General features: G+C 47.0%; 21 protein-coding genes and 1 pseudogene. 15 read left to right on the top strand and 7 right to left on the bottom strand.

Features of this window, described 5'->3' with window-relative positions; translation table 11 throughout:
* Positions 1-145 precede the first annotated feature (145 nt).
* Positions 146-3748, bottom strand: coding sequence for an ABC transporter permease/M1 family aminopeptidase (locus tag AC1RR2_RS17320; RefSeq protein WP_493223527.1), 3603 nt, complete (start codon positions 3746-3748; stop codon positions 146-148).
* A gap of 21 nt (positions 3749-3769) precedes the next feature.
* Entirely contained in the window at positions 3770-4654 is an 885-nt protein-coding gene (locus AC1RR2_RS17315) for an ABC transporter ATP-binding protein (RefSeq protein ID WP_493223526.1), read from the bottom strand.
* Positions 4655-4951: 297 nt separating this feature from the next.
* On the opposite strand from AC1RR2_RS17315, the gene rlmH reads away from it, so the two are divergent.
* The 9 genes and pseudogenes from rlmH to AC1RR2_RS17270 all read left to right on the top strand — a co-directional run bounded on the left by rlmH (position 4952) and on the right by AC1RR2_RS17270 (position 11966).
* Complete coding sequence (gene rlmH, locus AC1RR2_RS17310) at positions 4952-5422, top strand: 23S rRNA (pseudouridine(1915)-N(3))-methyltransferase RlmH (RefSeq protein WP_493223525.1); 471 nt, start codon at positions 4952-4954, stop codon at positions 5420-5422.
* A 57-nt stretch (positions 5423-5479) separates the two neighbouring features.
* Positions 5480-6898 (top strand): alpha/beta hydrolase, encoded by a 1419-nt coding sequence (locus AC1RR2_RS17305; protein WP_493223524.1) that lies wholly within the window; start codon positions 5480-5482, stop codon positions 6896-6898.
* Positions 6899-6918: 20 nt separating this feature from the next.
* A pseudogene (locus AC1RR2_RS17300) lies at positions 6919-7008 on the top strand (23S rRNA (pseudouridine(1915)-N(3))-methyltransferase RlmH); the annotation flags it as partial.
* 47 nt (positions 7009-7055) lie between these two features.
* On the top strand, positions 7056-7667 hold the full coding sequence (locus tag AC1RR2_RS17295) for a Maf family protein (RefSeq protein ID WP_493223523.1): 612 nt from the start codon (positions 7056-7058) through the stop codon (positions 7665-7667).
* 26 nt (positions 7668-7693) lie between these two features.
* Positions 7694-9169 (top strand): ribonuclease G, encoded by a 1476-nt coding sequence (gene rng, locus AC1RR2_RS17290; protein ID WP_493223522.1) that lies wholly within the window; start codon positions 7694-7696, stop codon positions 9167-9169.
* 28 nt (positions 9170-9197) lie between these two features.
* Complete coding sequence (locus AC1RR2_RS17285) at positions 9198-9851, top strand: hypothetical protein (protein ID WP_493223521.1); 654 nt, start codon at positions 9198-9200, stop codon at positions 9849-9851.
* 138 nt (positions 9852-9989) lie between these two features.
* Positions 9990-10367, top strand: coding sequence for a PH domain-containing protein (locus AC1RR2_RS17280; RefSeq protein ID WP_493223520.1), 378 nt, complete (start codon positions 9990-9992; stop codon positions 10365-10367).
* 233 nt (positions 10368-10600) lie between these two features.
* Positions 10601-10951 (top strand): immunity protein Imm33 domain-containing protein, encoded by a 351-nt coding sequence (locus AC1RR2_RS17275; RefSeq protein ID WP_493223519.1) that lies wholly within the window; start codon positions 10601-10603, stop codon positions 10949-10951.
* A 52-nt stretch (positions 10952-11003) separates the two neighbouring features.
* Positions 11004-11966, top strand: coding sequence for a YxiH-YxzG fusion protein (locus AC1RR2_RS17270; RefSeq protein ID WP_493223518.1), 963 nt, complete (start codon positions 11004-11006; stop codon positions 11964-11966).
* Between the two features lie 163 nt (positions 11967-12129).
* Here AC1RR2_RS17270 and AC1RR2_RS17265 read toward each other — a convergent pair whose 3' ends face one another.
* On the bottom strand, positions 12130-12708 hold the full coding sequence (locus AC1RR2_RS17265; protein ID WP_493223517.1) for a flavodoxin family protein: 579 nt from the start codon (positions 12706-12708) through the stop codon (positions 12130-12132).
* 115 nt (positions 12709-12823) lie between these two features.
* Between AC1RR2_RS17265 and AC1RR2_RS17260 the strand changes: the two genes are divergently transcribed.
* The 3 genes from AC1RR2_RS17260 (at position 12824) to AC1RR2_RS17250 (ending at position 16035) form a co-directional block, all read left to right on the top strand.
* Positions 12824-13894 (top strand): LysR substrate-binding domain-containing protein, encoded by a 1071-nt coding sequence (locus AC1RR2_RS17260; RefSeq protein ID WP_493223516.1) that lies wholly within the window; start codon positions 12824-12826, stop codon positions 13892-13894.
* Positions 13895-13959: 65 nt separating this feature from the next.
* Complete coding sequence (locus AC1RR2_RS17255; protein WP_493223515.1) at positions 13960-14439, top strand: GrpB family protein; 480 nt, start codon at positions 13960-13962, stop codon at positions 14437-14439.
* Positions 14440-14634: 195 nt separating this feature from the next.
* Entirely contained in the window at positions 14635-16035 is a 1401-nt protein-coding gene (locus tag AC1RR2_RS17250; protein ID WP_493223514.1) for a Fic family protein, read from the top strand.
* 131 nt (positions 16036-16166) lie between these two features.
* Here the strand turns inward: AC1RR2_RS17250 and AC1RR2_RS17245 are convergent, their stop codons facing one another.
* The 3 genes from AC1RR2_RS17245 to AC1RR2_RS17235 are packed head-to-tail and all read right to left on the bottom strand — an operon-like array spanning position 16167 to position 18685.
* Complete coding sequence (locus tag AC1RR2_RS17245; RefSeq protein WP_493223513.1) at positions 16167-17006, bottom strand: LytR/AlgR family response regulator transcription factor; 840 nt, start codon at positions 17004-17006, stop codon at positions 16167-16169.
* Positions 17003-18130, bottom strand: a complete 1128-nt coding sequence (locus AC1RR2_RS17240) for a sensor histidine kinase (protein ID WP_493223512.1) — start codon at positions 18128-18130, stop codon at positions 17003-17005. The genes AC1RR2_RS17245 and AC1RR2_RS17240 overlap by 4 nt, the downstream gene beginning before the upstream one ends.
* A 9-nt stretch (positions 18131-18139) precedes the next feature.
* A complete protein-coding gene (locus AC1RR2_RS17235; RefSeq protein WP_493223511.1) occupies positions 18140-18685 on the bottom strand; it encodes an ester cyclase in 546 nt (181 codons plus the stop codon).
* Positions 18686-19042: 357 nt separating this feature from the next.
* Here AC1RR2_RS17235 and AC1RR2_RS17230 point away from each other — a divergent pair, with 357 nt between their 5' ends.
* The 3 genes from AC1RR2_RS17230 to AC1RR2_RS17220 all read left to right on the top strand — a co-directional run bounded on the left by AC1RR2_RS17230 (position 19043) and on the right by AC1RR2_RS17220 (position 21063).
* Positions 19043-19399, top strand: a complete 357-nt coding sequence (locus AC1RR2_RS17230) for an ArsR/SmtB family transcription factor (protein ID WP_493223510.1) — start codon at positions 19043-19045, stop codon at positions 19397-19399.
* 33 nt (positions 19400-19432) lie between these two features.
* Positions 19433-20110, top strand: a complete 678-nt coding sequence (locus AC1RR2_RS17225; RefSeq protein WP_493223509.1) for an aquaporin — start codon at positions 19433-19435, stop codon at positions 20108-20110.
* Between the two features lie 203 nt (positions 20111-20313).
* Positions 20314-21063, top strand: a complete 750-nt coding sequence (locus AC1RR2_RS17220; RefSeq protein WP_493223508.1) for a FadR/GntR family transcriptional regulator — start codon at positions 20314-20316, stop codon at positions 21061-21063.
* Positions 21064-21727: 664 nt separating this feature from the next.
* On the opposite strand, the gene AC1RR2_RS17215 is transcribed toward AC1RR2_RS17220, so the two are convergent.
* Positions 21728-21959, bottom strand: a 232-nt coding sequence (locus tag AC1RR2_RS17215; protein WP_493223507.1) for a hypothetical protein, incomplete at its 5' end; no start/stop codon positions are given.

The raw sequence follows: 21959 nt of genomic DNA, 5'->3' as shown, positions 1-21959 counted from the left end.
TGCGTTGAAAAATATCATCCGAATCTGAACGCCCGTCAAAGCATGCTTTGACTCCCCGCCCCCGCATTTCCAACTCGCCGCTTGCGGGAGAAGGGAGCGACAAAATAATTTGCCACCCTGCTCTTACTTATTTTGTCATATCTAGTTAAAACCTAACCACCTTACGATTGTCCTCGGTCTTTCTATCAATCAGCAAATGATAAGGATCAACACCCACGTCATATGGTTTGTCCTTAACCGTGAAAGTCAAGACAGATTCACCACTAGGCAACTGACGTTTTTCGCGTAACAGCACACGTTCTTCACGTTCTGGCGCCCCCTCCTTACGGGAGAAAACAGCAACATCAATCGCTTCATCGTAAGCACGTGCTTTTTCTTTCCCTTTGCTATCCGCTTCCAGTTTCGCCAGTTGGACTTTCATCGTCACATCCCACTGACCATCAGCTCTTTGCTTAGCGCTGGCATCGAGCACACGGTTATCGTACAGAACGATGCGTTCAAACATATCCGTAATCAACTCTTGCTTGTCCGCAGGTGTCTCCTCGCGGATGTAGCGAATCACATCGGCGCTAGTTGGATAGGGACGTGTCTGATAACGGTAAGCATCCATGAACTTTGCTAATGCACGATTGACCGCAGCCTCACCAATTTCTTCGCGCAGACGATACATGATCATGCTGCCTTTACGATATTGCAGATAGATCTGGCCTTCGTTTTTGAACAAAGGCTGTTCCTCTTTCAGTTCCTTGCCGCGTCCGCTCAAATATTTGTTCAAATCTGAACGAAGAATATGACGCGTTTTTTCTGCACCGAACTGCTTTTCCGTTGCCATCAAGGCTGAATATTCCGCCAAGCTTTCTGTCACCATGCCACTACCCTGCACGTTGGCAGCGATAGCCTGATCCCCCCACCATTGATGAGCAATTTCGTGGGCAGTGACATAGAACACGTGATCCACCGAATTCTTATCACGTAAATCGTTGATGAAACCCAGAGCTTCTGAGAAAGGAATGGTATTGGGAAAACTACGCGCATAAGTTTGGTACAAGGGAATCTCTAAGATGCGCACTTGTTTATGTGGATACGCACCAAAATTCGAACTCAAGTATTCCAAACCTGCTTGCGCACCACTGACCATACTATCGATATTGTAGGGATGTTTTTTATCGTAATAGATTTCAATCAGTACGCCTTTCCAATCAGCTTTCTTCACTTCCCATTTACCCGATTGATAGGAAAAGAAAGGAGAAATCGGTTTGTCCATTTTGTAATGGAAGTAACGTCGACCATTCTTTTCCCACGATCCTTGCAAATCACCGGGCGCAATCGCGACTTGATCTGCGCTAGTCGATACCGTGGTTTCAAAATCCATCAGGTCAGCATCAAATCCCCATAGCTTCCAGAACATGTAATTTTTCGCTTGCTGATCTTCCAATTTTGGCACGCCAGCTTGCGCGCCCAAGCCGCGTTCGCGACGTTCGGCTTTGTCTTCGATTTCCCCGGATTGATCATAGCCGATACGCGGGAAGAAATTTTCGAATGCAAACAAAGTACCATTCTCATTAATGGGATCAGCCGCGCCACTATTGGTAAAACCACGACGAACCACATCGACTTTAAATTGCAAGGCTAAACTCGCCCCAGGCTTGATGGCTTGACTCAACTTCAGTACCTTGTAGCCATGACGCTTATCATCGACAACCACTTGATGTGCCGGCAGATTCTGAAAACTCGTTTGCGCATCAAGATCCGTTTTCAATTGCAATAATTCGACATCGCTCTGACCTTTGTTTTGCATCACGTATTGCGCCTGAATCGTCACTTTTCGCTCATACGGAAAAATGTCTACATCGGCTTTCACTGCAGTGATACTAGGGTGCGCTACGCTAAGATATTTGCGGAATTTTTTCTCGTAATCAGCCTGACGATCAAGCTCTGCACTTTTCGATTCGTAGCGATTCAATTGCGTCGTGTTGTGATAGATCCAAGCGCCAGTGGCGACGAAAACCGTCACACTTGCGAACATACCGATGCCCACACCACCTCGCAATGAAAACAGAGCGCGTGAACCAGATACCAATCTCGCCCGCCAGTTTTGGCTGGAGGTACGCACCCAAAAAGCTTGAGCAAGGAACAACAAAACCAGTGTGAAGGCACTCCAATACACGGCGAACCACATCCATCCAATCAGAAAATGACCATAGCCATTCAAATCGGAATACTGCAAAGGCGGCAAAGAAGCGAAATCCAAAAGACGCAGATTGATATCGAGACTGTTCAAGGCACTACTCAACATCAACAAGCCCAAACCCAATACATAGCCGACATATTTATTATTGGCGAGCACTTGCAGCGCCAGCATGGCTAAGCCAATAAAGATGAAATACATGGCATTGATGGCTGTACCTTGCACATACAGACCCAACTCGATAGCTGCGCCGCCTCGCAAACTCTGAATAGCGATGGCTAAGAGCACGCCGGCAAATAGAAAGCTAAAAACCACAGCAATCAAGGCGCCACTTTTTGCCACCATAGGCACCCAATTCGGCACGGGCATGGCATTACGCAAATCGGCAATCTTGGCTTGTCGTTCTTTAAAAACCAGCTCACCACTGTAGAACAGCAAAATAATGGCCAACACAAAGTTGATCGCCCCCGCCAATTCTTCCAACATTAAACGGGTCAAGGCATAAGGAACACTGTCCATTAGCGCGCCGCCTATCATGTAGTTTGCGATAAAGTTGGCCAAGGCCAGTAACAACATCACGAGAAAGGGAATACTCTTCAATACGCCCTTGGTGTCGAAGCGCATCTCACTCCAACATTGTGCCCATGCTACTGACAGGTCAAATTTTGGCGTGAATTGTGGCAAAACCTTAGCAGCTAGGATAGGCTTTTCCTTCGTCTTTTTGGCAAACCATAATTTGCCGAACCATGCACTACCCGTTCCCAATCGTTGCGGCTTGAAGAAAGCCACCGTCGCTGCAAACAAGGCTAAAGAGACGCACGACCACAACACACGATTGAACAACAAGATGCCGCTAAAGCTAGGAAGCAGATTATTCGATTCTTCGCTCGTAAAATACTTGGTCATTTCAGCCAATGCGCGCACACCAAACGGGTCGAGCATGACCGCTACATTTTCCGCACCGGGAAAACTACGCAAAGCCCCTGCTACTGCCCACAACACCATAAAAGCCAACACACCGACATACACCAAAATCAGCGAACGCGTCGTCGCAGCCAACAACATCAACAAGGCAGACACGAATAACAAGTTCGGCACGATGAAGACAAAGAAGCTCCAAAGATACGGTGCTACACTAAATTCGCTCAAACGTTCAGGGTCGATATAAGACATGGTCGAACCGATTAACATCGCCAGCACTACCAAAGCAAAAATCACGAGGCAAACTAAGAAACCCGCCAAGAAGCGACCGAGCAGGTAATCAAATTTACGCATCGGTGTCGCAAACAATAGATCGGCGATACCCACCTCCTGATCACGTAGCACGGTACCGGCAATAAATACCGTCACCAAGAACATCGCAACAATACTCAGAATACCCAGTTGATTCGCAATGACCACTGGCGCATTCAAATGGATATTTCCGATCGCTCCGCCTATGCGCGCACCATCGCTGCCAGCGCTGACAAACGCAATGACCATCATGGGTACGGTCGTGATCCACAACATCCATTGGCGCAGTTGATAGCGCAGGTCAAACTGAAAGAATTCAAACCACATAATAAACTCCCCAATTTTGATTTAAGCCGCTAAACGCGTTTGCATACTGCGCAATTGCAGGAAATAGACATCTTCTAAATCAGGCTCGACCTGAATGAAGCCATCATCAGGCTGGGTGTCAGAGAAAATATTAATGACGGGCTTGCCACCGACCAAGCGGGTCGACAACACCGTAAAACGTTTTTCAAAGTCGGCTAAAGCGGCTTCACTCACGCTACGACGCCACACCAGATTATTCAGTTCAGCAATCGCGCTCTTCGGCTCTCCATTCACTAGCACCTGGCCTTTACCTATCATCGCCATGCGCGGACAAAGATCCGTCACATCGGCCACGATATGCGTCGATAAAATCACCACGACCTCTTCGCCAATTTTTGACAAGAGGTTGAGAAAGCGATTGCGCTCATCGGGATCAAGCCCCGCGGTTGGTTCATCGACGATCACCAATTTTGGCGCACCGAGCAAGGCTTGCGCAATGCCAAAGCGTTGACGCATGCCGCCCGAGTAGGTCCCCACACCACGCTTACGCGCTTCCCACAGATTCGTCATCTGTAACAAGGCTTCCACCATCTCTTTACGTTCCGCACGATTGCTTAAGCCCTTGAGCACAGCAAAGTGGTTCAGCAAATCAACTGCGCTTACTTTCGGATAGACACCGAAATCTTGCGGCAAGTAACCCAACTGACGTCGCAATGCATCTTTATTCTGCAAGACATCGACACCATTAAAATGGAGGCTGCCGCTGTCTGGATCTTGCAAGGTCGCGATGGTGCGCATTAAAGACGATTTACCCGCCCCATTCGGCCCGAGCAAGCCAAACAAACCTTTAGGAATGTCCAAGCTAATTTGATTGATGGCATGTACGCCATTGGCATAAGTTTTATTCAGATTTTTTATGGATAACATGTCGATCACTCCTGGCCGAAAAAAATGAAGCAACGTCTGCGATCTGTCGCGCAAGGTCACTACTAGCTCATAGAATAAAAGAAGGCCATGGCACAAGCCACGCTGACTATATGAATGGGAATTTGGCGTGATGAACGGTGAATTTCCTATGTGAACGGTAGCTGTGCTGCGATGTAACTACGAAGTGCATTCAAGGATTAAGCTCTATAGACACAGATTGGCAATTGAAATAAGAATCTGAGCTAAGTAAGCCTAGCAAGTATAATCAGGCTTAGACCAAATACTGACCTCAACATCATGCAACTCATCATCGCCGCTGTTGGCCACAAAATGCCCTCCTGGATAGAAAATGGCTTTCAGGAATACGCCAAACGTATGCCGCCCGAAGCTCGTATTCATCTCAAGGAAATCAAACCGATTGAACGCTCAGGCAGCAAAACCGCCGAAACCGTGATGGCATTGGAAAAAGAAAAGATAGAAGCGGTGATTCCCAAGAATGCCAAAATCATTGCACTTGACGAGCGTGGCAAAGATTTAACGTCTGTCGGTCTCGCGAAACAACTGACCGATTGGCAGCAAGAAGGTCGTGATGTGGTGTTCGTGATCGGTGGCGCGGACGGCTTAGATGCCGAATTCAAGGCAAAAGCCGACGGTTTGATCCGTATTTCCAGTTTAACTTTGCCACATGGCATGGTGCGTGTATTATTAGCAGAACAACTATATCGCGCTTGGTCGATTACCCAAAATCACCCGTATCATAGGGTCTAGCAAACGTCTTTACCACGCACGATTTCTTTTAACAGTCTTTGCTTGCGGGGTGTCCTTATGCATCTGTTTCGCTCTATCTGTTTGCCGGTATTACTTGGGCTTTCCTTGTCTTTGCTTCTAGTCTCTCAGCCTCGTGCGCAAGTAGCTGTGATCGATCAACAGCATGATCTCAGTATGCGCGGAATGATACGTTTAGTTCATGAAAAACCCGCGCAATTCAACAAGATTTGGACAGAGCGACGCCGCAGCCAAGAACGTACAATTTCTCCCAAACTAAGCACCAGCGAACGCGCCGCCGCGCTACGGAATGTGCAGTGGCAATGGGCGGCGGGTTTGATCAATTATCCTTATTTTCATCAACGAGAAACTGGTGAATCGGTCGCTACTAATTGGCAACCGAAGCGCGATGCAATTAAGTCCATCCAATTCAATGATGAAGCTAGTCTTGAGCAAAGCAATTTCCAGCTCTTGATTCAAGCCTGGCTGCACGACAGCGCGGGGCGACTGGTGAAACAAGATCCTGCGCTACTGCGCGGTGATAACCGCTGGTTACGTGCAAACTTTAGCGCACTAGACACTGCAATCGGCAGCCACAAAGTGAAAGCCCATTTCATGAGCAAACTGCTGGTGGAGCATATTGATGACAACGGTGCCAAGAATGTCTTGCCGCAAATTCTTACCGCAGAAAAGAACGGCGTGGCCCCAGAGCAAATCACAAAATTCCGCGCCGCCTATGAGCAAGAAATGCAAACACCGAAAGATCATGTCGCCTACACTTACCAAACAGTCGATGACGTCGATCTACAACTTCATGTGTTCCCTGCAAAAGGCGAAGGCAAAGAAGCCCCGGTCTTTATTTGGTTTCATGGCGGTTCATGGAGTACGGGGCACTGGAGTTACTGCCCAGTGCTGTGTCGCGCCTTGCAAAATCGCGGCTTTGTGGTGGTCCAAGTCGAATATCGCACTTCGCAGCGATTTGACGGAACACCACTGAACGCGCTGGCCGATGCCGAACGTGCGATCGATTGGACGATTGCGCATAGTAGCGAATTACAGATCAATCCTAAGAAACTGATGGTCGGCGGCTTTTCCAGTGGTGGCGCCTTAGCATCGCAGATGGCGGTTCTCAATCATACGAAAGTCAGCGCAGCCGCCTATATGTCTGGTGGTTTTGATCCCTCGAAAGATACTTGGTATAACAGCGTGGTGGGGCCTTTGCGCGATACCAAACAACTGTCCCCGCTGCTTATGGTAAATCGGAGCAGCCCACCGCAAATCCTGTTTCATGCGAAAGATGATGAAATGTGTGCCTATCAAGATGCGCAAAGTCTCGCCGCCAAGTTGACGGCACTTGATATTCCCAATCGCCTCGTCAGTTTCGAACAAGGCGGGCATTTCTTTGTTTTTAAGAATCCGGCAGATCGCCAGCGTATTTCCACGGAACTGGGAAGTTTTGTGGAACAACTGAAATGGTAACGATCACCCGTCGTTTTCCTTTGCCACATGGCATGGTGCGTGTATTATTCGCAGAACAACTCTACCGCGCTTGGTCGATTACTCAGAATCACCCTTACCATCGGGTATAAAGGGTATTAAAAATGTAGCGACCGCGCCATGCATCAGGATTTTAGTTATGCCGCACCACCAAAAAATTTATCTTGCCTCCAAAAGCCCACGTCGACGTGAATTGCTGCGTCAGGTTGGCATTGATTTTGAAGTCCTGCTACTGCGCGACTCACCGCCACGTGGACCCGATGTCTCTGAGATTGTGTTACCGGGCGAGCTGCCCGAGGCCTATGTCGCCCGCGTCACCCAAGAAAAAGCCCAGGCGGCGTGGAATGCCGTCGTTGCCCGGCATTTGTTCGCGCACCCTGTGTTAGCCGCCGACACTACGGTGGTTATCCACCAAGAAATATTAGGTAAACCCGGCAATCGCGACGAAGCGATTGCTATGCTGAGCAAACTGGCTGGCAATACGCATCAAGTATTAACCAGCATCGCGATCAAGTATCAACACCAACTTTTACAATGCACGCAAATCTCAAAAGTGACTTTTGCGCCATTAAGCGACGCGCAAATCGCTGCTTATTGCGACAGCGCCGAGCCTTACGACAAGGCCGGCGGCTACGGCATACAAGGCATGGCGGCGCGTTTTATCACGCATATCAGCGGTAGTTATTCCGGCATTATGGGACTCCCTCTATACGAGACCACGAATTTGCTAGACCGCTTCAAACAGAATTGAATTTTTAAATAGATAGAAACCTAGCCATGAGCGAAAATCTTTTAATCAACGTCACACCGCAAGAAACCCGCGTCGCCCTGATTTTTCAGGGCGCAGTACAAGAATTGCACATAGAACGCACGCTATCACGCGGCTTGGTCGGCAATATTTATTTGGGTAAGGTCGTGCGCGTTCTACCCGGCATGCAATCAGCTTTTATCGACATAGGATTAGAACGCGCAGCGTTTTTGCACGTGGCCGATATCTGGGATGCACGCCCGCAAGGTCACGAAGGCACTTCCAACAATATGCCGCTGACCCCCATTGAAAAACTCCTTTATGACGGTCAGGCAGTCACCGTACAAGTGGTGAAAGACCCGATAGGAACCAAAGGTGCACGCCTCTCCACACAAATCTCCATTGCCGGTCGTATGTTAGTGTACTTACCGCAAGACTCCCATATCGGTATCTCGCAACGTATAGAAAACGAAGAAGAACGCGAGGCCTTGCGCACCAAAGTGCAAGGCTTGATGTTAGAAGACGAAAAAGGCGGTTTCATTGTACGCACCATGGCCGAAGATGCCTCCGAAGAAGACCTACGTGCCGACATCGAATATCTGCGCCGCACTTGGTCCACCATCAGCAAACTCGCCAAGACCAAACCGCCGTGCAGCCTCTTGCATCAGGATTTAAATTTAGCGCAACGGGTCTTACGCGATTTCGTCAATGAAGAAACCAGCAGCATACAAATCGATTCACGTGAAAATTTCATCATGCTGCAAGATTTTTGCCGCACGTATACACCCTCCGTACTTCCCAAACTTCAGCACTACACGGGCGAGCGACCTTTATTTGATTTGTATGGCGTTGAAGAAGAAATCGAACGCGCCCTAGGACGTCGCGTCAATCTCAAATCCGGTGGCTACCTGATCATAGATCAAACCGAAGCCATGACCACCATCGACGTCAACACCGGCAGCTTTGTCGCAGGACGCAATTTTGACGACACGATTTTCAAGACCAATCTAGAAGCTGCACTCGCCATCGCGCGCCAACTGCGCTTACGTAATTTAGGCGGCATCATCATCCTAGACTTGATCGACATGGAAAGTCAGGAGCACAAAGACGCGGTGTTAGCAGAGCTCAACAAAGCCTTAGCACGCGACCGCACCAAACTCTCAGTCTCCACATTCTCAGCATTAGGCTTAGTCGAAGTCACCCGCAAACGCACGCGCGAATCACTAGCACACGTCCTATGCGAGCCCTGCCCGGCCTGCAGCGGCAAAGGCCAAGTCAAAACCGCCCGCACCATCTGCTACGAAATCCTGCGCGAACTACTACGCGAAGCCAAACAATTCAACCCAAGAGAATTCCGCATCATGGCATCGCAAGTCGTGGTCGATATGTTTTTAGAAGAAGAGTCACAGCATTTGGCGATGCTAGGGGATTTCATTGGTAAGCCGATTTCACTGCAGGTGGAGAATGTGTTTCATCAGGAGCAGTACGATATTATTTTGATGTGAATAAAATTAAGTAATTTTTTTAAATACCATGAAAAAATATTCATTAACATCGTTATTTCATCAATTCACTAAAGAATTCGTAAACCCTCTTTCATCACTATCGACGATTGGATGGATGAAATATTTTTTTACTATGTTATTTTTTATCGCTGGTAACGTTGAAGCCAATCAAAAAAATGAAGTGATTTGCTCATATGCTCCAAGTCAAAGCAATAAAATAGCCAGCTTAACTGCCGTCGCTGGATCATTGGCAATAACCGGTGCTGTCATCTCGGCTAGTGGTCTTACAGTCACGGCAGTCGCACACAGTAGTGGAGCATACATATTAACTGGCACGTCTGGGTATATAGCAGGGACTCTAGGTACAACAAGTGTGGTTGCCTCAGCACCTGTAATTATCGGAGTTGGATTAATAGTAGGAGGAGCAGCCGTAACTGTTGAATTGATTTGCGCAAGAAAAAATCATCCAGAACAAGTGAAGAAAATTGAAGCTGCAGCAGCAGAATTTAGCAGCCGATTTGTAAATACTATGGCAGATACAAAAATTGCGGCAGAAAATTTCAAGAAGTCGGTAGAGCCTGCCACCAATTCTGCTGCGATTAAAGTAAAGAAGATCGCATCTGATGCGTGGAAATATTCGTATCAAAAAGGCTCCAGTCTTGCGCACGAAATTCAAAAATAATTAATAACAGTATTTTCGAATATCGCCTCACCAATAAACTATAAGAACCAATAGTTCAACGGCTCTAATATCATTCACAATTGATACAAAGGTGGCTTAGATTCAAACGGCCAAACACAAATCCAAGAAAGTTTAAAAATGATTGATTTTCAAAAAAATGTTATTTTCAAATTGAATCCTATTGAGTCATCAAAGATACTGCCACCAATTCATGAATTTCTAATTGAAGGTGAAAATGTCCTTCAAGTATTTCAGACAGTTCGTGACCAATTGGTCTTTACTAACAAGCGTATCATTGCAGCAAACGTTCAAGGTTTTACTGGTAAAAAAGTTGATTACACCTCTATTCCATACAGCAAAATTCAAACATTTTCTGTGGAAACAGCTGGAGTACTCGATCTCGATTGTGAGTTAGAAATATATATCAGTCCAATTGGCAAAATTCGCTTTGAGATAAAAGGCAATTTTGACGTCGTCAAATTCAATAAAATTATTAGCGAATATGTTCTTGCGTGATCTAAAGCCATGTGGATACTGTCTCGTCCGTCAAGCAAATTCTGGATTATATGAGCCGTGCAGGGTGGGCACGCTTTTGTGCCCACGCGGATTGTTTGGTTTATCGACGAAAACTTCCCAATGCGCTTAACACATTTCACCTTTTTCGACCACAACGTGTGGGCATAATGAGACCGTGCGCACTCTACGAACTAAAATAGCGGACACTCAAGATTTATTTGTACCTATCACTTATGAAAATTATTCGCGAAAAGACAGTATGTGAATGGGCAAATGTCACACCATTCGAACCAAAAAGTGGCTCGAAACTGGGTTTAGCTCTTAGCACTTTGGGGCAACAGCCGATTCATGGACTGAGAATCGAGCCAAAGAAGGGCACGAATGGTTGGTATGTTTGGTGCGGTGGCGAAATGTCGGAAGACGAAAATTTCTTTTCGCCACTCCATGTCGAGCACATCGAAGATTACCTACCTGTAGTAAAGGAATACCTCAGTTTGCCAGTTGGATATCGTTTTCTAATTGACGATAAAAACTTCGAGGACGTTTGGTTTGACCAAACGCTATTGACCACCGATCCAAGATGAAACGTGGCTTCATCCCTCAAACTCAACTGTCGTAAAAAACTTCTCTAGTCTCATGAAAACAGCCGAAATCACAGCACTAAAAATTTTAGACTTAAATTCAGAAATCGATCTTGAAAAGTTGGTTTCGTTCGATGCTATTGATGAAGAAAGCGCTTTACTTCTGGTCGCCAAGAAAGAGCTAAATTTACGCGAAGAGAAAAACATGGCGTCGTTCGTAATTACACAGCCAAAAGGTGGGCAAAATTTTGTAGCCTACCTCTTAAAATCTGGTCAGACAAACCAAGTTCTACATATCGAAAACGAAAAATTTAACATTCATTCGATCCAAATTTTACCCGAAAACAAGTATTTGCTAACGTGTGCTCGATCAGAATTTCGTTCGGAAAAGGACTTCGATAAAAATGGTCGTATCTACAACATTCATGGTGATTTTATTGGAAGTCTTTTGCTAGGAGATGGCATTCAAGATGTTCAAACGTCGAAGGACGGCACCATTTGGACAAGTTATTTTGACGAAGGAGTATTTGGAAATTATGGTTGGGAAGAGCCAATCGGTACTTCCGGACTTAAAGCTTGGAATGAGAAAGGTGAATCATGCTTCGAATATTCACCAACGGAAAATCTAGATCACATCTTCGATTGCTATGCGCTTAATGTGAGTTCCGACAGTACCACATGGGCTTACTACTATACCGATTTCCCTTTGGTCAAAATTGAGAACAAAGTCATCGTCGATTACTGGATGATGCCGGTTTCAGGGGCGAATCATTTTGCAATCTTTAGAAATTTTGCATTATTAACTGGAGGTTACGGTGCCTCGTCATCTCTAAGTCTCATACAACTCCTTCCAGACCACAAAGCAAAAACACTATTGACTATGAGGATTTCAAATATTGATCGGCCGTCAGCAATAACTTGCAGAGGCAAATCAATATTCATTTTGGAAAAATCTAGTGTCTATCTCATCACACTAGACGACCTGCTAGCAAAACTGAAAATTGATCACAATACGTAAGGTTTTTCTGTTCATGACCCTGTAATCCATGTAGATACAAGGGTGGGCACGCTTTTTGTGCCCACGCGGATTGTTTGGTTTATCAACGAAAATCTCTCCATGCGCTTAGCACATTTCAGCTTTTTCGACCGTAACGCGTGGGCACGATGAGACCGTGCCCACCCTACGCATCGACAAAATAATTCGCAGCGCGTTCCAACGCACTCGCATCCTGCATCACCTCACCCGGACGATTGCCATAGCCAATCAAACTACCGTTCCATGGCATCTCCATATACCCCGCCGTTAAACGCAGGCTTTCCACCAAGGCTTGCGCATAGGCTTGGTCTTCATCCGCGGTCACCGTGATATTCCACAAACGACGACCTCGCATTTTTTCTTTGAAATCATAACCAGGTACGCGCATCCAGCCCGACCAATGATCGAGGTATTTTTTGGCAGCGGCTGGCAAACTGTACCAATACAGAGGCGTCACGAATACCAAATCCGTCGCTGCCAAGGTGGCATCGAGTAATTCACGCATTGCGCCTTGTGGAACCGGATACTCGCCATCACCCGTATGTCTTTGGTCGACAAAATCGGGCATATCGTAGTCGTGCAGATTGATCCATTGTTGTTCAAGCTCGGCAGGCAAAAATTGGGCAGCATAGCGAGCTAGTTGTTCGGTATTGCCTAGTGCTCGGCTGCTGGCGAGTAGAAATAGAAAACGACGTGGTTGGGATTGCGTCTGTATGCTTGTCATAGCTTGCTCCAAAATGCTGGGATAAAGAATCAATGGGATCGCAGTGTAAGTACCGCTAACCCGCCTGACAAATGATGATTTTTGCGATTCGGATTAGTTCTGCTAAACTGAACTCATGACGAAATCTATTCACATCCGATCCGCGCCACTGGGCGCCATCCGTGCCTTTGAAGCGGCTGCCCGCCTTGGTAGTTTTAAATTGGCGGCGCATGAGCTCTCGGTCACGCCAGCAGCAATTAGTCATCAGCTCGCTGCCTTGGAAGACTATCTGGGTACAGCGCTGTTTATCCGTTCAAATCGCTTGGTACAACTCACGGCGAAGGGACGACAATTATCCGAACAAGTGAGCGCTTCGTTCACGCAATTGCAATCGGCATTGGAGCAGGCCAGCAAACTAGACAACGACGATCCAGTGTTGGTGGTGAGTGCCGCACCGTCCATCGCAGCGAAATGGTTAGTGCCGCGTTTGAGCCGTTTTCATGCGCGATATCCTGACATCGATTTGCGGCTATCGTCCGAGAATCAAACCCATGATTTGATCAAAGACACCAGCATTGACGTGGTACTGCGTTATGGCAAAGGTGGTTACGACCAAGCTTCCACTAGCGCAAAAAAATCCAGCTTGCATGCGGAGAAATTATGGGAAGAAACTTACTTATTTCCAGTTTGCAGTCCGGCTACTTTGCACTCAGCCAAAGTGCTAAAAAAAACTGCTCGTCAATCATCACGTCTCCAACTCGGCGATCTCAACCAACTTCGCCAACACACTTTACTCCGTCTACCCTTACCTCCCGATCGCGAAACAGGTGTAGTCGGTGAACGCTGGCAAGCCTGGTTGAATCACACTACCGAATTCCAAGCGCTCAATCATGAGGATCAAGAAGCCTTACTCGCGCACGCCAAGAAAGGTCCGTTTTATAGCCACGAACATTTAGCCATCGACACTGCAAAATCGCATCACGGTATTTGCTTAGGACTGGATGTATTGGTAATCGAAGATTTATTAGAGAAGAAACTCATACGTCCACTCGCGGTGCGCAGCCGCGATCCGTATTCACATTGGCTGCTGTATCGCGAACAAGATGCGCAGAGGGCGAGTGTTCAGGCATTTGCACAATGGATCAGGGACGAGGCAGCTGCTTCTTCGCAAACCCTGTCCACGTGTCGTTCGCAGGAATTAATTTAAAAATAATCTAGCCATGATACCCACCGTCATGATCAGTCCCTATTCAGAAGAATGGCCGTGCGCTTTTGAGAAAATGTCTGGATCTTTTAACGATATTCTCGTTTACAAATACGCGTATAGAACATATAGGCAGCACTTCTATGGTGGAGCTTTCCGCTAAGCCTTTGATTGATATTCCTCTTGGCGCAAATTCGCTAAGCGAAATTGAATCGCAGATCGCATCGCTTGAAGCGCTTGGTTTTACTGATGTTTCTAAGTACGAGAAAGAAATACCGATGCGGCGCTACTTTATTCAATCGCCCGCTCACGGATTGCGTATTCATTTACAAGGTGTTGAAATTGGATCGCGCATCTGGCAAGAACATTTAATGTTTCGAGGCTTACTGCGTTCAAACGCCCAACTGCGATCTGAATACCAGCTTTTGAAATTAAGTTTAACGGACAAATACGTTTACGATATGTCAACCTACACGGCTGCAAAATCCCCTTCCATCGAAGTGGCTTTGGGGATTTCACCTAAACAAGGTGAGAGCTGGCAGATTTGAAGCAACTTATCGGGTGGATTACCTGATTTTAAGAATTAAAAAAACAACTCTCATTTGTTATAGGACTTCAGATCACGCATCATAGAGCCAATGTCTTTCGCGACACATATTTGTCACAAAAAATGGCACGAATTTATTTGCATGCCATTTCATTTGGCGCGATAATCACAAAACCAGCCACAAGTAGAGAAGATCATGCCCAAATCAGGCTTAGCTCAAGAGTTAGACCAGCTCGCCGAACTTATTTCCTTACACGATCAGGGTATTGGCATAGAAGCACTTCTGCAAGTCGTCGGCAATCAGCTGACACGACGAACTTTGCAGCGCAGGTTGGCCGTGCTGATAGGACAAGGCCGGATTCACACTCGCGGTGAGAGCCGCGCATTGCGCTATCTATCCGCTCCTCGCATCACTAAAGCATCAGCTCAAGCATACGTACATGCAATTAATCAAGTGCAGTCCGAAATTTATGTACCGACGTCACCTGAAGGCGAAGCGATCAAAGCCTATGTGCGCCAAGCACGTCATTTACGCTCGCCAGTAACTTATCAACTAAATTTTCTCGAAGCTTACCACCCCAATCAGACTGCTTATTTACCGCAAGCGCTAAGCGAACAATTGCACACGATAGGACGCTCATCGGCTGATCAGACTCCTGCAGGTACTTTTGCTCGTGACATTTTGAATCGACTATTGATAGATTTATCGTGGGCGTCGTCACAACTGGAAGGCAATACTTACAGCCGTCTTGATACGGAGCGGTTAATTGAGTTCGGTCAGGCGGCAGAAGGCAAAAATGCCACCGAAACGCAGATGATCTTAAATCACAAAGAAGCAATCGAATATTTGGTACGCGACCCGGAACAGGCAAAGCTGAGCAGTGACACCATCATCGCACTACATGCATTTTTATCTGATGGCTTAATGCCAGATCCATCGGCTTGCGGTCGACTTCGTAACCGGGCGGTGGAAATCGGCGGCAGCGTATATTTACCCGTCGCTTTGCCGCAGAGGCTGCAAGAGTTATTTGGCATCGTTATTCAAATGGCGACAGAGATTCTCGATCCATTCGAGCAGGCTTTTTTTCTGATGGTGCATTTGCCCTATCTGCAACCCTTTGAAGACGTGAATAAACGCGTCTCTCGACTCGCCGCGAATATTCCTTTCATCCACCATAACTTATGTCCCCTGTCATTTATCGATGTGCCACAGCAGGCCTATATCGATGCCATGATAGGCGTGTATGAGTTAAATCGCATCGAACTTCTACGCGATGTTTTTGTATGGGCATATGAACGCTCTTGTCAGCAATATGTCGCAGTTAAACAAAATCTTATGCCGCCAGATATCTTTCGCCTACGCTATCGGCAAGCATTGACTGAGGTGGTTGCGGCTATCATTCGCAGCGATGAAGTCGTCACTGACACAACGATCCGTGCCAACACGCCGGCAACGGTGGCAGAAGCCGACACAGCTCACTTCATCGCATTAACGCTTGCAGAATTCAAGACTCTGCATGCGGGCAATGCGGTTCGCTTTGGTATCAGACCACTAGAGTTTGCTGCGTGGCAGGAAAAACATGTCGGACACGATTAAATCGATCTCATTTGGGCACAGCCTTGTCACCAAAGCCATATAGCGACTTTGTCCATTTGCATTACAATAAAAAACGCCCCCACTCACACCACCTTCTTATCCAGAACCCGCTAAAGCTATTAATTTAAAGATTAATTCAACAAGGCATCCAAAGCCTCGCGGTAACGGCGGCTACCGTTGACTTTGCTGCCATTTTTCAATACCGCGACAAAATCACCGTTGAACATGTTTTGTAGCTCTTGTACCGAATTAATGTTGACGATAGACGATCGGGCGATACGGGTAAATTGCGCTGGATCTAGTCTTTGCTCCAGACTGCTCAGGCTTTCACGTAAGAGATAAATTTTATTACTCTCTGATCTGTGTACTTCTATCTCGACATAATTGCCAGCAGCCTCAATCTTATCGACATCATTGATGTTGATAAGGATTACGCGTCCATTGTGCTTAATCGCCAATCGCTTACACCAGCGTTGAGGCTGCATCCATCCTAGTTCTTGCAATACATGCTGTATTTGCTCACGCAACACCGTTGGCATTGCATTGGTAAGGCTAGCAATGTCAGCCGTTGTTTCGGACTTCACTTGCTGCGGCTGCTGCCTGTTCTGCATTTGCCGCCTGGCCTTCTGCAGTGCTAGCTGCATGCGCTGTGGATCAACTGGTTTTAGTACATAGTCAAGTGCGTGAACTTCAAAAGCGCGTATCGCATAGGCATCATAGGCTGTCACAAAAATGACCATAGGCATACGTTCCAGACCGATCGCTGCGATCACATCAAAGCCGCTTAACTCAGGCATTTGTATATCTAAGAACACCAGATCGGGCTGTAATTCTGCAATGCTGGCTATCGCGGCCGCACCGTCTGCGCATTGCCCTATGATTTCAATATCATTTTCATTGTGCAAAACCTGTTGCAGACCGCGCAAGGCAATCGGTTCATCATCGACTAATAATGTGCGGATCGCTCTCATGATGCCTCTTCGCTTTCTGCGCCTGCGTTAGTCAACAAGATAGGTAGCAATATCGTGACCAAAGTACCGCCTTGTGGCAAGCTCTGAATATTAAAATGCGCACGATCGCCGTATAAAAGCGCCAAGCGTGCTTTGGTATTCGATAAACCGATCCCATCTTGGTTCGACAAAATTGGATTCCACTGTGGAAGTCCTTTGCCATTATCTTGTATTGTCAGCCGCAGCATCTGCGCTTCACGCTGAGCAGCAATGATGATCTTCCCTTGGGTTTGACGTTCCGCCAAACCGTGACGCACAGCGTTTTCAACTAGAGTTTGTAATAAGAAACTAGGAACCTGCACCTCTCCTACATCGTCCGCAATTTCAATCTGATAATGCAACCGCTCTTGAAATCGCGTTTTCTCCAAAGTCAGATAGATCTCTAAAAAAGCGAGTTCTTCACTTAAGCTGATGCGTTGCCCTGAGGTGTTTTCTAATGCACGACGTAGCAGACGACTTAATTGCAACAATACTTGATGCGCCAAATTCACATCTTCACGCATCAGCACGGCGATGGTATTGAGGGCATTAAACAAAAAGTGTGGCTGTAATTGTGCTTTTAATGCTTGCAAACTTAATTCGCTCAGTTGCGCTCTTAATTCCGCCTCACGTCGCTCACGCTCACGATGCAGCGCTATCATTTGCACCGCCTGAGCGATGGCGATGATCAACCAATATACGGGCAAATTTAGTAAGACCGTGGTAGCAAATAATTGTGAAAATGTTGCCCACCAGTTGATGCCCACACTCATCGCGCCAACATAGGGCGCGACTAAGGCATAGGCGGCAAGATCCAGACTGGCGATCACAATACTGGCCAGCAAATGCATCAACAAATGAGCACCGATATGCGGCTTACTAAAAGGAAAGCGCCGCAACAGACTTAGCGCCAATGGTGTGAGTAGCGCCCACAGATAAGACCAGGCTAACCAGATCGCTAATGTATGTAACAACGCGATGGGGTCGCCACGTACTGCGCGAGCGACCCAGGCTTGTGTGCCGAGCAAAAGTCCCACCAAGGTCCAGGCCAGACCAATGATGATGATTGGCGATAATAGGAACTTTACTTGGCTCTGCTTTTCCATAGACTCACTTTACTTCGCTGCGCTACTGCCAGAACTCGCATTGGGGGCGGGCAATAAACCTAATTGCTTCATCAAACCTAAGGCGTCCCCAGCGGTCCATTCTTCTGCAATTGCGCCATCCACAAAACGGAACACCGTGGTACCACTGGTTTGCACATATTTTCCGGTAGCGGGTATACCGTTACCGGTACCGCTATTAGTACCGCGTGCCGTCCAACGCACCGAAACTAAATCGCCTTCTGCTACGACCAGATCGACATTCACTTTTAAATCAGGGAATGCCTGACGCCAGCCTTTTGCCTCTTTGATGCCATCTGCATGGGTGAAAGTCGCCGTACCACCACCACGACCAACAAAATCCTTGGTGTAAGCAACTTCGAATTTGCCCTGACTCAATCCCTCTTCATACACTTTCATCGCGGCAGCTTTATTTTTAGCTAGTTGCCGCTCGCTCACCGCCGGTCTGTCTAATAAGTTACTCGCATAAGCGAACTGTGTACTGGACAAAGTACTGCCCGCCAAAATGGCGGCTAACATGAGTGTAAAGATTTTCATATTCCTATCTCCAAAAGTAAAGAGCAATGCGCTCTGAGATAGCAATCTAAGCTGTGCATTTTTTTAATCGTAAGAATTTGTGATGAGCGGTGAAGCTATTGGGTCAGACCGTATTTTTTTCGTGACCAGGATGACTTGAGAGTTCGCTTTTTTGGTGGCAAACAAGATAGAGCTTAGCTGGAAAGAGCTTGGCTTTAACTATGAGCATGCTTCGATAAGCTAATTTTCGACTCACCCAAACCACATTCAACAAGCCAAATCAAAAATAATAAACGAATGTGGATAAAACTGGCGATTTGCTTCTATAATTCTACATCTCTAGAATTATAGAAATTTATTAACTCATCAATTCAATCCATGGAAACCAAATCGGCCATTACCGCCCTCGCCGCTCTGGCTCAAGAATCTCGCCTAGCAGTTTTTCGCTTGTTGGTGACGGTCGGCCCCGAAGGTCTTGCTGCCAGTAAGATTGCCGAGCAACTCAAAGTGCCCGCATCTTCGCTATCGTTTCATTTAAAAGAGTTGTCGCACGCTGACTTGATCGTGGCGCGTCAGGATGGGCGTTTTATTATTTATTCGGCGAATTTTGATGCGATGAATAATTTGCTAGGATTTTTGACTGAGAGCTGTTGCGGCGGCAACCCTTGTGGGCCTTCGGTTTCAGCCAAAACTGCAGCGAAAAAATCCACACGCAAAACCGTTCCCTTGGCCTGATTCTTTTTCTCTTTCTTTATTATTTCAATTGTTATGTCTTCAGAAAATAACTTCATCAAACGCGTGGTTGCCGAATTTCTGGGCACTGCCTTTTTACTGGCCGTCGTGGTGGGTTCCGGCATCATGGCGCAAAATCATTCGAATGGAAATGTGGCCCTGGCTTTGCTGGCAAACACTTTGGCCACCGGTGCAGGTTTGATTGCTTTGATTTTGATGTTTGCCAATTTATCGGGCGCACATTTTAATCCAGTGGTCACGCTCTCAGAAGCTTGGCAAAAAAATCTGCCAGCGAACTTGATACTGCCATATATCCTGGCGCAAGTAGTGGGCGCTTTCGCAGGTGTAGCGGCGGCGCATGCGATGTTTGATTTGCCCGTATTTTTTGCTTCGACTCATGTGCGCACTGGCGCAGCACAATGGTGGAGTGAATTTATTGCGACCTTTGGCCTGATCGCCGTCATCATCAGCACTTCACGCACACGTCCGGCGACCACGCCGTTTGCCGTGGCAGCCTATATCACGGCAGCGTATTGGTTCACGTCCTCGACATCATTTGCCAATCCAGCGGTCACTTTGGCACGCGCAGCGAGCGATACTTTTGCGGGCATACGTCCTATCGATACCTTGGGCTTTATCGTAGCCCAATTCCTAGCGGCAGACTTGGCCACTTTGCTGTTTAACTGGCTCTATCCCAAACCTCAGACCGATTAAAGCAACAAAGGATGGGATTTCGATTTAGTCATCATACAACTGGCATTTAAACGAGTTTTGAATAGTATTTAGACGAGCATTATTTTCAAGATATCCGATTTCTACTTATTTATCTTATCGGTTATCATATGAGATACCACGAATCAAAAAATATACTGTGAGTATCTTCTGACACGCTCTGCTACTTTGAAATCAACACAGCCATGACTACCAATCCACTTAACGATCATCCCATCCCCGTCCGCAGCAAACCACGCAATCTCGCTAGTGTGGTGGTCGAGCATCTGACCACGCGGATCAAAAGTGATGATTTGAAAGTCGCAGAAAAACTGCCAACAGAATCCGAAATCATGCAAGTGTATGGCGTCAGCCGCACGGTAGTTCGTGAAGCGATTTCGCAATTAAAAGCAGCCGGTCTGGTAGAAACGCGGCACGGCATAGGCACTTTTGTACTCGCGCCCTCACATCATCTGGGCTTGCAAAATTCTTCCATCGTCACGGTCAGAGATGTATTGGATGTGTTAGAAGTTCGTATCAGCTTAGAAACCGAAGCCGCCTGGCATGCCGCAACGCGTCGCACAGAATTACAAATCACCGAACTACGCGAAGTACTACAACAAATGCGCGACACGGTAGCGAGCGGCGCTCACTCCGTAGAAGCGGACGTACGTTTTCATTTATTGATAGCGCGTGCCACCGGCAATCAATACTTTATGGAACTGCTGGGGCATTTGGGACATACATTAATCCCTCGTGCACGCTTGAATACAGCGCAATTAAATCGAGATGATCCGGCGGCTTATCTGGCACGAGTACAGCATGAGCATGAGGATATTTTCAATGCGATTTTGCGCAAGGATCCTGAAGCTGCACGGGCGGCTATGCGTACCCATTTGAGTAATAGCCGGGAGAGATTGAGGGTGGCGCAGGAGGTGATTGAGGGGGCGGGTTGAGTTTCGACTCCGACTCCAAGGTCAATCCAATTACATTAAGTATCCTATCGTTTCCTAGTAGTTTCGCAGGATTGGCTAGCGCAAAACTACCGTTCAATGCTTAAATCACTTATGTCGCGTGCTTCAATTTTGGCAAATTAGTTGCTGGACTTTTGCGTTTTTTAATTATTTTCTGATGTGCTCATCGCCCACAAGGGACGTAGGGTGGGCACGGGTTTTGTGCCCACGCGGTACTTGTGTTTTTGGTTGGCTTTTTTCTTGTTGTATGGTGAAGTATGGTGGTGATTTTTGAGCCTGTAGGTCGGGTGTGGCCCGACAGCCAATCACCTTTTTTGCTTCGCCAAAAAAGGTAATCCAAAAAAGGCGACCGTAGACTCGCCCTGCGGGTGCTTACGCTACGTTTCAGCATAATTTTTGCATCACAAAAAATGGGAAAGTGTTGAAACTCGCTACGCTCAAACACAACACTTTCTTATCCATTTTCTGGGACGCACAAATTACATCGTCTCTAACGGGGGTAGGTCAAAGGCAAATTCAAAAACAACCGCCATCAACGGCTAATTCTACGTATCGTCATTCCCGCGAAGGCGGGAATCCAGCGGCGTACAAGCCGAACGTCACTGGATCCCTGCCTACGCAGGGATGACATCTCGATTTTTTGAGCTTAACTGAGCGCCAATACGGTTGATACTGTTTGTTTTGATGTTGGGGCTGCTTTTTGATGTTGGGGCTGCTTTTGACTTTGACGCTGTTCCACTTCTGACACTGCCAATTGTGCGGGACAGAAAATGGATAAAGAAAGCTTCGTTGTTTGAGCGTAGCGAGTTTCGAAGCTTTCCCATTTTTTGTCTTGCACAATTGGGAACCCGAAGGGCAGTGGCAGCGTGGTCGCCTTT

It is taken from the genome of Undibacterium sp. GW821-FHT11H02, assembly GCF_058808015.1.
The sequence above is the reverse complement of the archived record's forward strand: the minus strand, read 5'-3'. Positions and strand labels throughout refer to the sequence as shown.

What these genes read in the sequence shown, in the direction of transcription:
- AC1RR2_RS17235 (WP_493223511.1), bottom strand. Translation starts at nt 18,685, where the DNA reads ATGAAAATCTTTACACTCATGTTAGCCGCCATTTTGGCGGGCAGTACT.
- AC1RR2_RS17240 (WP_493223512.1), bottom strand. Translation starts at nt 18,130, where the DNA reads ATGGAAAAGCAGAGCCAAGTAAAGTTCCTATTATCGCCAATCATCATC.
- AC1RR2_RS17250 (WP_493223514.1), top strand. Translation starts at nt 14,635, where the DNA reads ATGCCCAAATCAGGCTTAGCTCAAGAGTTAGACCAGCTCGCCGAACTT.
- AC1RR2_RS17280 (WP_493223520.1), top strand. Translation starts at nt 9,990, where the DNA reads ATGATTGATTTTCAAAAAAATGTTATTTTCAAATTGAATCCTATTGAG.
- AC1RR2_RS17320 (WP_493223527.1), bottom strand. Translation starts at nt 3,748, where the DNA reads ATGTGGTTTGAATTCTTTCAGTTTGACCTGCGCTATCAACTGCGCCAA.
- AC1RR2_RS17275 (WP_493223519.1), top strand. Translation starts at nt 10,601, where the DNA reads ATGAAAATTATTCGCGAAAAGACAGTATGTGAATGGGCAAATGTCACA.
- AC1RR2_RS17285 (WP_493223521.1), top strand. Translation starts at nt 9,198, where the DNA reads ATGAAAAAATATTCATTAACATCGTTATTTCATCAATTCACTAAAGAA.
- rlmH (WP_493223525.1), top strand. Translation starts at nt 4,952, where the DNA reads ATGCAACTCATCATCGCCGCTGTTGGCCACAAAATGCCCTCCTGGATA.
- AC1RR2_RS17315 (WP_493223526.1), bottom strand. Translation starts at nt 4,654, where the DNA reads ATGTTATCCATAAAAAATCTGAATAAAACTTATGCCAATGGCGTACAT.
- AC1RR2_RS17270 (WP_493223518.1), top strand. Translation starts at nt 11,004, where the DNA reads ATGAAAACAGCCGAAATCACAGCACTAAAAATTTTAGACTTAAATTCA.
- AC1RR2_RS17225 (WP_493223509.1), top strand. Translation starts at nt 19,433, where the DNA reads ATGTCTTCAGAAAATAACTTCATCAAACGCGTGGTTGCCGAATTTCTG.
- AC1RR2_RS17305 (WP_493223524.1), top strand. Translation starts at nt 5,480, where the DNA reads ATGCATCTGTTTCGCTCTATCTGTTTGCCGGTATTACTTGGGCTTTCC.
- AC1RR2_RS17260 (WP_493223516.1), top strand. Translation starts at nt 12,824, where the DNA reads ATGACGAAATCTATTCACATCCGATCCGCGCCACTGGGCGCCATCCGT.
- AC1RR2_RS17220 (WP_493223508.1), top strand. Translation starts at nt 20,314, where the DNA reads ATGACTACCAATCCACTTAACGATCATCCCATCCCCGTCCGCAGCAAA.
- AC1RR2_RS17230 (WP_493223510.1), top strand. Translation starts at nt 19,043, where the DNA reads ATGGAAACCAAATCGGCCATTACCGCCCTCGCCGCTCTGGCTCAAGAA.
- AC1RR2_RS17295 (WP_493223523.1), top strand. Translation starts at nt 7,056, where the DNA reads ATGCCGCACCACCAAAAAATTTATCTTGCCTCCAAAAGCCCACGTCGA.
- AC1RR2_RS17265 (WP_493223517.1), bottom strand. Translation starts at nt 12,708, where the DNA reads ATGACAAGCATACAGACGCAATCCCAACCACGTCGTTTTCTATTTCTA.
- rng (WP_493223522.1), top strand. Translation starts at nt 7,694, where the DNA reads ATGAGCGAAAATCTTTTAATCAACGTCACACCGCAAGAAACCCGCGTC.
- AC1RR2_RS17245 (WP_493223513.1), bottom strand. Translation starts at nt 17,006, where the DNA reads ATGAGAGCGATCCGCACATTATTAGTCGATGATGAACCGATTGCCTTG.